General features: G+C 63.8%; 7 protein-coding genes. 5 read left to right on the top strand and 2 right to left on the bottom strand.

Features of this window, described 5'->3' with window-relative positions; translation table 11 throughout:
* Nucleotides 1–34: 34 nt before the first annotated feature.
* Entirely contained in the window at nt 35–2,557 is a 2,523-nt protein-coding gene (locus KF688_16165; GenBank protein MBX3427214.1) for an arylsulfatase, read from the bottom strand.
* A 423-nt stretch (nt 2,558–2,980) separates the two neighbouring features.
* On the opposite strand from KF688_16165, the gene KF688_16160 reads away from it, so the two are divergent.
* The 3 genes from KF688_16160 to KF688_16150 all read left to right on the top strand — a co-directional run bounded on the left by KF688_16160 (nt 2,981) and on the right by KF688_16150 (nt 4,695).
* Nucleotides 2,981–3,463, top strand: coding sequence for a MarR family transcriptional regulator (locus KF688_16160; protein ID MBX3427213.1), 483 nt, complete (start codon nt 2,981–2,983; stop codon nt 3,461–3,463).
* Between the two features lie 68 nt (nt 3,464–3,531).
* A complete protein-coding gene (locus tag KF688_16155) occupies nt 3,532–4,236 on the top strand; it encodes a pirin family protein (GenBank protein MBX3427212.1) in 705 nt (234 codons plus the stop codon).
* Between the two features lie 42 nt (nt 4,237–4,278).
* Complete coding sequence (locus tag KF688_16150; GenBank protein ID MBX3427211.1) at nt 4,279–4,695, top strand: DoxX family protein; 417 nt, start codon at nt 4,279–4,281, stop codon at nt 4,693–4,695.
* A gap of 212 nt (nt 4,696–4,907) precedes the next feature.
* On the opposite strand, the gene KF688_16145 is transcribed toward KF688_16150, so the two are convergent.
* The gene (locus tag KF688_16145; GenBank protein MBX3427210.1) at nt 4,908–6,200 is read right to left on the bottom strand and encodes a hypothetical protein; all 1,293 of its coding nucleotides are present in this window, start codon (nt 6,198–6,200) and stop codon (nt 4,908–4,910) included.
* Between the two features lie 594 nt (nt 6,201–6,794).
* On the opposite strand from KF688_16145, the gene KF688_16140 reads away from it, so the two are divergent.
* Together KF688_16140 and KF688_16135 are read left to right on the top strand one after the other, a co-directional pair.
* The gene (locus KF688_16140) at nt 6,795–8,099 is read left to right on the top strand and encodes an IS3 family transposase (protein ID MBX3427209.1); all 1,305 of its coding nucleotides are present in this window, start codon (nt 6,795–6,797) and stop codon (nt 8,097–8,099) included.
* 2,191 nt (nt 8,100–10,290) lie between these two features.
* On the top strand, nt 10,291–12,600 hold the full coding sequence (locus KF688_16135) for a bifunctional SulP family inorganic anion transporter/carbonic anhydrase (protein MBX3427208.1): 2,310 nt from the start codon (nt 10,291–10,293) through the stop codon (nt 12,598–12,600).
* The last annotated feature ends 25 nt before the right edge of the window (nt 12,601–12,625 follow it).

Raw genomic sequence — 12,625 nt, 5'->3', positions numbered from 1 at the left:
TGAACCGGCTCGCTCGGCGCGACCGCCGCGGGGCTTACTCGCTCAGCGGATTCTCGCGCTGGGCCGCCTCCAACCGCCGGACGTCCGCCTCCGACAATTCCGGACGGTCGACCTTGATCGTCAGTTTCCGCAACTCCCCGGTGAAGGGGAACGGCGGATGATAGTCGGCGTCGTTGACCCCGGTCAGGGTGTCGGACCCGATGTCGAAGCTTTCGTCCCACTGCAGAATCATCGGCAAGGTGCGCTCCATCCGTCGGGTCTGCACGACCTGACCGTCGACTTTGAGCGTGCCGACGCCGGATCGCCCCAGTCCGCTGAGATCGTTGAACGCCAGGGTGCCGACCCCCAGTCCCTCGTACTGGAAGTCGAACTCCAGCGTGTGGTCCCCGGCCGCGAGCGGCGCGGGACCTTCCCACTTGATGCGCTCCAGATCGATCAAATTCCAGAGAAATGTCGGCTTCCCCCCCAGGAGATAAAAACCGTACCCGGCGAACCGACCGCCGGAGGTAAGAATCATCCCCTCGGCGCCCCCCTCGGGAACGGCAATCTCGGCCGTGACCGAGTAGGAGCAGTTGAGCAGCACCGGCGAGTCGCCTTGGGGCAGCCCGATCATGGGCCGAGTGTAGACGAACTCGGTCCGGCCCGCAGTAATGTTCGGACGCGGGGCGACGATCCGCGCCGCCACGGAAGCGTCGAGCGGAAAGACGTGGTGCTTCTTCGCCTCGGCGACGAACATCTGCTTGAGCTCTTGCACCTTGGCAGGATGCTTATCGGCGATGTTCCGGGCTTGGGTGAAATCCGTGTTCAGGTCGTAAAGTTCCAGGACCTGGTTGTCCAGCGGATCGGGGTTGGCGGCGCCGAAGGCCTCCCACGGAGCGCGGTTCACCTTCGTGCTCAGCAGCCACCCCTCGTGATACAGCGCCCATTGCCCCATCATCTCGAAGTACTGGGTCGTATGCCGCGACGGGGCCTTGGCGTTGGCGGCGTCGAACGTGTACGCGAAGCTCGTTCCTTCAATCGGCGCCTGGGGGATGCCGTCGACGGTCTCGGGCGCCGCAATTCCGCTCGCCTCCAGCAGCGTCGGAACGACGTCGATCACATGGCAGAACTGCTCGCGGAGGCCTCCCTGGTCCTTGATGCGGGCCGGCCAGGAGATCGCCATGCACTGCCGGATGCCGCCGAGCTTCGAGGCGTTCTGCTTGAACCAGGAAAACGGCGTGTCAAAGGCCCACGACCACCCGGCCGACATGTGATTGTACGTCTGCTCGGTGCCCCAGACGTCGTACCACTTCATCTGCTCGGCGACCGGCATCATGTTGACGCCGTTGAAGAAGGCGACTTCGTTGGGGGTCCCCAGCGGGCCCCCCTCGGCGCTCGTCCCGTTGTCGCCGTTGATGTAGATGACGATCGTGTCGTCGAGCTTGCCCATGTCCTCGATGGCCTGAATGACGCGACCAATCTCATGGTCCGTGTAGGCCGCGTAGGCGGCGAAGATCTCCGCCTGCCGGATGAACAGCTGCTTTTCCTCCGCGGTGCAGTCGTCCCAATTCTTAATCAGCTTGGCCGGCCAAGGCTCCAACTCGGCGTCCGCGGGAACGACTCCCAGCCGCTTCTGATTCGCAAAGATCCGCTCGCGAACCTTGTTCCAGCCGTCGTCGAACAGGTGCAAGGCGCGGATCTTGTCGACCCACTCCTTCGTCGGGTGGTGCGGAGCGTGCGTGGCGCCCGGCACATAGTAACAGAAGAAGGGCTTCCCGGGATCGATCTGGTCGACGCGGTGGAGGTAGTCGATCGCGTCGTCCGCCATGCCCGTCACCAGATTCCACTCGGGCTTTCCCGTAAACGGGTAGATTTGCGTCGTGTTGCGAAACAGGTTGGGCTGCCACTGGTTCGCGTCGCCGCCGATGAAACCGAAGAAATACTCAAAACCCTGGCCGACCGGCCAGTTGTCGAACGGACCGACTTGGCTCGCTGCGAACGCCGGGACGTTGTGGTCCTTGCCGAACCACGAGGTCGCATAGCCGTGCTCTCTGAGGATCCGACCGATGGTCGCTTTGTCCTTGCCGATGATGCTGTTGTATCCGGGAAAACCGGTGGACTGTTCGGAGATGACGCCGAAACCGGCCGAGTGGTGATTGCGTCCCGTGATCAGGGCGGCCCGCGTCGGCGAACAAAGCGCGGTCGAGTGGATGTTGTTGTAGCGCAGCCCGGCCCGGGCGATGCGATCCATCGTCGGAGTCGGCACGACGCCGCCGAACGTGCTCGGCACGCCGAAGCCTGAATCGTCGGTCATGATCAGCAGGACGTTCGGCGCTCCCTGGGGAGGAGTCACGCGCGGCGCCCACCACGCCTTGGATTGCAGCGCGCCCTCCGCGACGACCCCGCCGAAGGCCGGATCAGGCGGCGGCAACTGCTTGCCGCTGATCGTCGTCGTGGCGCCGGGCGACCCCGGGGCGCCGGTCGTTTCTTGGGCGTCCCCTGCCGAAAGCAATCCGGCCCACGCCGCACCGACCGCCACGACGCTTGCCGCCAACCATCCGCTTCGCATGCACGCCATCGGAACCTCGCAGGAGACAGGGAAGAGTCGTCGTCTCGGGAAACCTGGCGATCCAAGTCCGAGGCGGCCAGTTCAGCATGACGCTCTGTCACGCGCGAAACAAGAGCCGAAGACGACGCCCGGGCAGGACCGTTTCGAGTATTCGAGCGGCGCAATCAGGACCAGGAGCCTCGCTACGGCGCTGCGACATGCGATAGCTCGGTCCCCTGGGACAATTCTCGCACCCGCGGCGCCTTGCTCCGCAAAGGCGTCCCGCCGCCGGAGAGAATTGATCCGCCGCATCAGCGACGGCACGGCTTCTCGTCAGGCCGAGCCTTCCCGGGCGAAATCCCGCAGCGGCCGCACCGGCCAGGAATCTCGGCGCACTCTATTGACATGACATTATTTGACGTGTAATATATGTGCGTGAACTGGAGATTCTCGATGGCCAAGACCGGACTGCAACACGAACTCAGGAAGAAGATGCCGTTCGATTCGCTCGAACAGGCGGCCCATCTGAATCTCTTGCGAACCAGCGACCAGTTCCAAAACCGGGTCGGGCGGCTGTTTCGCGAATACGGACTCACTCCGTCGCAGTACAACGTGCTGCGGATCCTGCGCGGGGAGGGCGAGCCGCTCCCCTGCCAGGAAATCGCCGAGCGGATGGTGCAGGTCGTCCCCGCGATGACCGGACTCGTCGATCGGCTTGAGAAGCAGGGGCTCGTGACGCGGCGACGATCCGCCAAGGACCGGCGGGTCGTGTACGTTCAACTCGCCCCCAAGGCCCGCAAGCTGTTGGCACGACTCGACCACCCCGTCAAGAAACTTCACCAGCGGTTGCTGGGCCATCTCACGCAAACCGAGCTCAAAGAACTGAGCCGACTGTTGGAGAAGGCTCGCCAGAGCGTCGCGACGGACGACCCGTGACGCTCGAAGCAGTTCCCCTCCGACTCGCAGATCGCCGACTCGCATTCCCCGTACAGGGAGGACTCGCCGTGATTCAAGTTCGTCAAGCTCGCGACCGCGGCCATGCCGATCATGGCTGGCTCAAGACGTATCACACGTTTTCCTTTGCAACCTACCAGGATCCGAGCCACACGCGGTTCCGGGCGCTGCGGGTGATGAACGAAGACTTCGTCGCCCCCGGGCAGGGGTTCGGCACGCACCCCCATCACGACATGGAGATCGTCACCTACGTCCTCTCCGGGGCCCTCGAACATCGGGACTCGCTGGGCAATGGCGAGGTCATTCGCGCCGGGGAGTTCCAGCGGATGTCAGCCGGCACTGGCGTCACCCACAGCGAATTCAACCCCTCGGCGACCGAGCCGGTCCACCTTTACCAAATCTGGCTGTTCCCCGAGCGCAAAGGGATCGAGCCGAGCTACGAGCAAAAGCGATTTCCGGAAGAACAGCGCCGCAATCGCTGGCAGCTCGCCGCCTCGCCCGACGGGGCCGAAGACTCGCTGAGGATCCATCAGGATGCACGGATTTCTCTGGCAACCCTGGATCCGAACCGCGAAGTCAGGCACGCCCTCGCGGTCGAGCGGCACGCCTGGCTGCAGGTCCTCCGCGGACGCATCTCGCTCAACGGCGTCGCCTTGGCCGCCGGCGACGGGGCCGCCGTCAGCGACGAGCCTGAACTGACCCTCGTCGCCGACGGCGACGGCGAGACCGAGGTCATGGCGTTCGACCTCGCCTGATCCCGCTCCCCCCGTTCTCACGAACCCCATAGGAACTCTACCATGCTATCGTCAGCAGCTTCCGTGCTTGGCCGCGTAATGATCGCCGTGATCTTTCTCTCCAGCGCGGTCGGCAACAAGATCCCCCAGTTCAACGACGTCGCCGGGTACATGGCGGCCGAGGGAGTCCCTGCGCCGCAGGTGATGCTCGCCGGAGCGATTGCATTCCTCATCGTCGGCGGGCTGTCGGTGATCGTCGGCTACAAGACGCGCATCGGCGCCGCGCTGCTGCTGACGTTCTTGGCCCTGGCGACCTACTACTTCCACGACTTCTGGACCTTCGAGGGCCAGGACCGGCAGATGCAGATGATCCAATTCATGAAGAACCTCGCGCTCATGGGGACGATGGTCTTCCTCATCGCAAACGGAGCCGGACGAGGAAGCTGGGACGCCCGACAAGCGGCGACCCCCGCCGAATGACGCCTCACGCGCGACGTTGCCAAAGGCGACATCAGCCCCCGGCTCTGCCGGGGGGTAGATTCTCGTTGCGGCAAACGCTGCGCCTTCGGTACGCAACCCCCGGCCAGAGGCCGGGGCTGCAGGGATCTGAGCGGCGGTCCAGTTGGGGGCCACGGTTGGAGTGAATGCTCCTTGCCCACGCACTCCCTTGCGATCAACCGGTGCTCCCCGCTTCACTCAAGAAACCACGTCCCGTGCCACGAGAGGCATCCCGACGCGGCAAGGCTCGGCACGGCGACGATCAGCCAAAGTGCGGCCGCGCCCCAGGCGAGGAAGAAGGCTCGGGCCGACAGCGGGCGAACTTCGATGACTTCATCGTCCGCACGGCAGAGGCGGCGCCACACGATACAGAGACCGAGTACGAGCAGAGCGAAACTCAGGTAGTTGTCTGAATCCAGGAGAAAATATGCCCCGCTTTCCCAGCCATTGTCGATGCACTCACGAGCAGCAAGCGCGAACAAGGACAGGGACGAGAGCGAGAGCAGCAGCCCCGCAAGTAACGATCGATGGAAGGCGCGCGGAACAGGGATCTCAAGCGGAGGGGCTTCGTTCTCCGTGGGACCTGTGCATCCCCGGTGAGCGATTGCCGCCGTCAGCAGCGCCCCGATCGCCAAACCGCCCAATCGACGCCACCACGAAGAACACAGCCCGGCTTCCGCAGCGTCTGGCGAGAGCTTCGGAAACGCAAGAAAGTAAAACCAGTACGAGATCGTCGCGGCGACGGCGAGAAACGCGCCCGCGACGATGCCGAGCGTTGCCCTCCAGCCTCGACGGTTCCTAGGCAACTTCTCGGCCCCGACCCAAGCGAGCGCCGCGGCGACTACCGCAATTGCGAGTACGAACGAAGCGGCGTCATAGAGCCGGCGGTCAGAAAGCGCCGTCACTCCATAACGATGCGTGGCATTGATCAGCGCAGCGTCCACATCTTCGCAAATGAGGTGAACAAGGTAGGGCACGCACCAGGCGTCCTCGATTATGTATCGACCCAACGCAACGGCAGCCGCGACCACAGTCACGTCAATTGCAGTCCTCCACACTGCTGTTCTTCTGGACTGCGGAGCCTTTAACTCGACGACCAGAGCCAACCCAAGGGCCAACCAGAGAAGATAGCCGGTGAGAGGGTCTTCGTAGAACCGGAATTCATCCTTGGGAAGGTCGATGAGGCCGCGAACCAAGAGCACTTTGGCGGTGAGGGAGAAGGCGAGTATCGCTGCAAGGGTCAGACGCCAGATGACGGCGAACCGCAGGGAAAAACGGAGGTCATTGTCAGCGAGCAGGCCCACTCGCTCGTAACGACGCAGGGCACGAACATCGCTCAAGAGCCCGGCAATTGCCATCACGCTAACGACGGCCAGCAATCCAAAGTGCCAACCTGAGGCGATCGTCATCCCCACGGCGACCGCCAGCGTTAGCAGCAGCGCCTGGCGCGTGTTGAAGCGAAAGCGGCAGTGGCGAAATTGGTTCATGCGTAGATGTGAGGAAGGAGCGACGTTCCCCCTCGCGCGACAGCTGCGATGGTCTCCGCCGCCTGCTCGGCCTCTTGCCGCGTCATGCCGACATCGTCGCGCCGCCGTCTCGCGAAATCAAGAATACTCTACCGGCATCTCCCCCGTCGCCCTCAGCCCCTCGGGGCGTCCGCGCTGCCCCCCCACATCGGGTAGCCCAGGTTGTCCTCAACCTCGCACGGCGCAGCCGCAAGAAGCATCCCACTGCCACGCGCCGCGCGCAACATTACCAATGGCACTATCAGCCCCCGGCTCTGCCGGGGGGTCGATTGCCGTTTGAGCAAGCGTTGCGCCTTTGGTGCGCAACCCCCCGGCCAGAGGCCGGGGCTGCCTGTCCTGCCTCAGTCGGAAGTGGAATTCTGCTTGACGGGCGTTAGCATAACGCCTTCAGGAGGAATTCCCCATGAGCATCGATTCTCAGGACTCGCCGCGGCGTGAGCGGCGTCATTTTACGGCCCAGCAGAAGGTGGCGCTGGTGAAGCGTCACTTGCTCGAGGGGGTGGCGGTGTCGGACCTGTGCGACGAGGCGCAGATCACGCCGACGCAGTTCTACCAGTGGCAGAAGCAACTCTTCGAAGGCGCCGCCGCGGCGTTCGAGAAGAAGCCGGGCAAGCCGGCCGGGCCGTCTCCCGTGGAACGGCGCGTCGCCCATCTCGAACAGCGGCTCGCCGTGAAGAACGAGGTGATCGCCGAGCTGACCGAGGAGAACGTCCGCTTAAAAAAAGCGCCTGGCCTCCCCTGAAGGGGCGGTGGGTCGAGCCGGACGTCCGTGACGAGGTCGTCGACTACGTTCGCGCGAAGCACCAGCGGACGGAAGTTCCCGCGAAGAAGTTAGTCCAGTGGCTGGGGATCGGCATGAGCAAGTTCTACGACTGGCAAGCGCGGTACGGGAAGGTCAATGAGCACAACGCCCCCGTGCCGCGCGACCACTGGCTGGAGGCGTGGGAGAAGGAGGCGATCCGGGCGTTCGACGCCGAGCGGCCGCTCGAAGGTTATCGTCGGCTGACGTACCTCATGCTCGACGCCGACCTGGTCGCCGCCAGCCCGGCGACCGTCTACCGCGTGCTGAACGAGGCGGGCCGGTTCGACCGCTGGAATCGCCGAGAATCGTCGAAGGGAACCGGCTTCGTGCAGCCTTTGCAACCTCACGAACACTGGCACGTCGACGTCAGCTACGTCAACGTCTGCGGGACGTTTTACTACCTCACGAGCGTCCTCGACGGGTGCAGCCGCTACCTCGTTCATTGGGAGTTGCGAGAGTCGATGAAGGAAGCCGACGTCGAGATCGTGATCCAGCGGGCGCGAGAAAAGTTCCCCGGCGCGACGCCGCGGATCATTTCGGACAACGGCCCGCAGTTCGTCGCCAAGGACTTCAAGGAGTTCATCCGCTTGTGCGGCATGACTCATGTCCGCACGAGCCCGTACGATCCGCAGAGCAACGGCAAGCTGGAGCGCTGGCATGGAACGCTCAAGCGCGATTGCATCCGCCCGAACGTCCCGCTGTCGCTGGAAGATGCGCGCCGACTCGTCGCCGAGTTCGTCCAGGAGTACAATCACGCGCGGCTTCACTCCGCCTTGGGCTACGTCACCCCCGCCGATCGGCTCGCCGGGCGGCACGAGGAGATCTACGCCCGGCGCGAGCGGAAGCTCGCCGAGGCCCGAGAGCGCCGCGCGACGCGGCGCCAGGAAGCGGCTGCGTCGGCCGCCTGCAAAACGGAACACAGAGAAAGGCTAGCGGGGGTCCCGGGGGGCGGCGATGAGCCCCCCGGTCTGCGTGAACGCCCAACAAACTCCCCCCGGCGACAGCCGCTCCGCAAATCGTCGGTGCTGAACCGTCAATTCAACCTTTCAACCCGCTAACGTCCGAAGGCCGGAATTCCAGTTCACGCTGAACCAGGACGCCGCCAAGCTGCCTATGCGTCCGTTCTCCTCGGCTATTTGGCGGGTGTATTCCGCCGTTGCCCGGGCAGCCAGATCCACCATCGGGACTTTGAGTAATGGCTATGACTAGGAGACCACCAGATGATTTTGAATTGTATGAGTTGTCTCACGCAAGCGAATTGCAGGAATGGCTGGGCCCTCTTCACGATGCGGTACTTACCTCTTTGAATATGACCTTGCCGTGGCGTTTTGTGGATGACGGTAATGAAGTCATGCACGCATGCGTTTTCGGGACAGCTTCTTTGAAGCTCGTGATTCAGCAAGCAACGCTAGATTCCAAAGAGCGCGCTTTGGTTGAGTCACTTCAAGCCGATTTCTCATCGATTGATAGCCTTGCCTTTGCTGGGACTAGATTTCCGTATGAAGGGTCATTCGTTGAGTCGCTAAACGTCCTGCCGCCCAAGCCTGTGCAAGGACGTGTCGAGGGAACTGTTGGGGCTGTAATGTTTCAGTTGGAATGCAAGCTGCAATCATCATCTTACGGTAACGTTTCATGCCTTCGATTCGAATTCTTTAGGGCCAGATTCACTCGGACTTGGGAATTAGTAGAGTCGTGGCCGTAGCGTGCAATAAATCGCACTGCCAAGACCGTAGGGCGCAAAAAGTCGTCGCCAACCAAAACCCCAGAAAACCAGCCGCCAATCCAAGACCAACCAGCCGACAGCAGCGACTGAAATTGTCGCTTTGAACCTTCGATAATCGCCGTCAACCAGCCACCACGACCGATTTTCCGCCCGCCGCGCAGCGGCGAACAGGAACCGTCTGTGGGGTACAAATGATCGCGCCGCCAGAAACCCTCGCCAATCCCACCCTGAAACCAGCCTCGACCCCCCAGAATCAGCCCGCTCAATTGTCGCCGCCCACCCACCGATGACGCCGCCCACGCCCGCCCCGAAGCGAAAATCCAGCGAGGAGCGCCCGGCGACAAGGCCGGAACCGTCCGCTCAGTTCCCGCGGGATTCCGGTAGAAAATAGGCCGCCGCATCGCGTAGAGCAGATGCTGCCAGCCGCGCGCTTCGCCCGCGCTTGCGGCACAGCGCGCGCGACGTTGCCAATGGCAACATCAGCCCCCGGCTCTGCCGGGGGGTAAATTTCCGTTGGAGCAAGCGTTGCACCTTCGGTGCGCGACCCCCGGCCAGAGGCCGGGGCTGCCTGCGCGCGGGAAGCATCCCCTCGCCACGCGGCGCATGCTCACGAGGACGAGAGCATGGCACGCCCCGAAACTTGGTCTCGAAGACCCTCAGGGGGCGGCGCAGCCGCAGGAGAGATGCTTCTTGCTTGCGCACACCCTTGAGGACAACCGGTGCTACCCGGGGGGCGCGACAAGGCCGGAATCGTCCGCTCAATTTCCCGCGGGATTCTTACTGGAAAATGGGCCGCCGCATCGCGTAGAACAGATCCTGCCAACCGCACGCTTCACCTGCCCTTGCGACGCAATCGCGCGCCGGCGCGAGCCGCGACGGGTCGCGAGTTTTGCTCGCCCGCCGCGAGTTTTGCTAGCAAAACCAGTCGCCCCGCGACCGCCGTCCCGGCGCGCAAGACGTTGACCCCCAACACGTTCGGAAAATCCTCCCCCGCCCCGCAGACCGGAGTTTTGCACGAGATAGTGATGGAGTTTTGCTCGCCGGCAAAATGACAACGCGTTCTCCGCCCCTCGGACGTATGAGGCGAGGATTCAATACAACGCCTGACACTGAGTCCGCACCAGCACGGTGAGCGTCGCCGAGGTCTGGAGTCGCCGCTGCGACGGCTCGACGCCCTCGGGGCCGCTGCGCGAGGGTCTGTTCGCAACTCGGTGACTTTGTCGGTCGCCCCCGCCAAGCGGCATTGATCTCCGGGCTTTCGATTTCCGCGATCTCCGTCACGCGAGTCGCGTGTCCTGCGAGCCTCGGTGGGATGGCGACCCGGCGCTCGCTGATGAGCGGATCCGCCCATCCCGTCGGTCTTGGAACGACTCGTCGTTCTGGACTCGAGAACGCCGAACTCCGCCCGATGGAGTTGCACTAGCAGCGTCCCCAACGCAAAAATGAGAGCGGGGCTGCCGTCCTCTCTCGCGCTCGGCGTTCGCTGAGCCGCTTGTCCGACTCGTCAGCAACACGCAGGTGCGCCGATGACCCAATCCGCGGCGGCGTCTCCGTATCGTCTGCACCAGGATCTGGTCGCCGGCGTGGTCGTCTTCTTGGTGGCGCTGCCGCTCTGCCTGGGGATTGCGCTCGCCTCGGGGGCGCCTCTGTTCTCCGGCATCGTCGCGGGAATCCTCGGCGGGCTGATGGTCGGACTCCTCAGCGGGTCTCACACCAGCGTCAGCGGACCCGCCGCCGGATTGACGGCCGTCGTGGCGCTCGAGATCGAAAGGCTCGGCTCGTTCGAGGCGTTCCTATTCGTCGTGACCGTCGCCGGCGCCTTGCAGATCGTGCTCGGTTTGCTCCGCGCCGGCAACTTGTCCGCGTTCTTTCCCACGAGCGTCATCCACGGTCTGCTGTCGGCGATCGGGGTGATCCTCATCCTCAAGCAAATCCCCCACCTCTTGGGCCGCGACGCCGATCCGACCGGGAGCTTGACCTTCCTCCAGCCGGACAAGCGAAACACCTTCACCGAGCTGCTGCATCTGTGGGGCGAAATTCACGAAGGCGCGATCGTGGTGGGGCTGATCTCGCTGGGTCTCATGATCGTGTCGCAATGGAAGCCGCTGAAGGGTTCGCTCGTGCCGATGCCGTTGGTCGTCGTGCTCGCAGGGGCGGGGCTGAAACTGTGGTTCGACCGGCTGGGGGGAGAATGGTTGATTCAATCGAGCCACCTCGTGCAGGTGCCTGTCGCCGGCAGCGTGCGCGAGTTCGTCGGCTTCCTCGCATTCCCCGATTTCACGCAGTGGACCAACCCGGCCGCGTACATGGCGGCGATCACGGTCGCGATCGTCGCTTCGCTTGAAACGCTGCTCAATCTTGAAGCGGTCGACAAGCTCGATCCGCAGCGCCGGCAGTCTCCTCCCAACCGCGAACTGCTGGCCCAGGGGGCGGGCAACGTGACGGCCGGATTGTGCGGCGGATTGCCGATGACGTCGGTCATCGTCCGCAGTTCGGTCAACGTGCTGGCCGGCGGGCGCACCAAGCTGGCGACCGTGATCCACGGGGGTCTGCTGTTGGTGTGCGTGGCCCTGTTCCCGACGCAGCTCAATCACATTCCGCTCTCCTGTCTGGCGGCGATCCTGCTGTATACCGGATACAAGCTGGCGAACCCCGACCTGTTCCGGAAAATGTGGAGTCAGGGCCGTTACCAATTTGCGCCGTTCGTGATCACCATGGCGGCGATCGTGCTGACCGACCTGTTGACCGGCGTCCTCATCGGGCTGGGCGTCAGCCTGACGTTCATCCTCCACAGCAACCTGCGGCGCCCGATTCAGCGCGTCGTCGAGAAACACGCCAGCGGGGAAGTGGTCCACCTGCAACTGGCCAATCAAGTGAGCTTCCTCAACCGGGCCTCGTTGAGCCAGACGCTCCGCAACACGCCCCCCGGATCCCATCTGTTGATCGACGCGGTGCATTCCGACTACATCGATCCCGACATCCTCAGCCTGGTTCGCGAATACAAGCAAGAGATCGCCCCGGCCTTTGGCGTCGAGGTCAGCCTGCGGGGCTTCCGCAGCAGCTATCAGCTCGAAGACGAGATTCGCTACGTCGACTACTCGACGCGCGAGCTGCAGTCGAAATCGTCCCCCGCGCAGGTTCTCCGATTCCTGCATGAAGGGAACGAACGATTTCGCACCGGACGTCACCTCGAGTACGACTTCCGCCGCCAACGGCACGCGGCGGCGCACGGCCAGCATCCGCTGGCGGTCGTGCTGAGTTGCGTCGACTCGCGGATGCCCGCCGAAATCGTCTTCGACCTGGGGTTGGGGGACATCTTCTGCATCCGCATCGCGGGAAATATCGTCGGCCCGAAGATCCTGGGGAGCATGGAGTACGGCTGCTCGGTCGCCGGGGCCAAGGTCGTGCTGGCGATCGGCCACACCCAGTGCGGGGCGGTCTCCTCGTCGGTGCAACTCGCCGCGGCTACGGCCCGGGGCGAGCCGATCGACCCGCTGCTGGCGTCCTGCAATCACTTGGGGGAAGTGGTCGAGGAGATCAACCACTCGATCGCCGGTCGCATCGACGACTTCCACCGGCGTTCCGGCGACCGCGAGCGCGCGGCGTTCGTCGATCAAGTGGCCCGCCGCAACGTCCAGCGCACCGTCGCGGAGATCTACGCGCGCAGCCGCACGCTGCGCGGCTTGGTCGACGCCGATCGCATCGCCATTGTCGGCGCCATGTACGACGTCACGACGGGCCACATCGAGTTCCTGCTCCCCGACAGCTACGGCAGCAACCTCCTTGAAGACTTGGCCGACGTCGTCGCCAAGTCCCCCGTCGTCGGAGGCCCGTGAAAGAGACCCGGTACGGCACAGTGAA

This window comes from Pirellulales bacterium, assembly GCA_019636345.1.
GTDB lineage: Bacteria > Planctomycetota > Planctomycetia > Pirellulales > Lacipirellulaceae.
The sequence above is the reverse complement of the archived record's forward strand: the minus strand, read 5'-3'. Positions and strand labels throughout refer to the sequence as shown.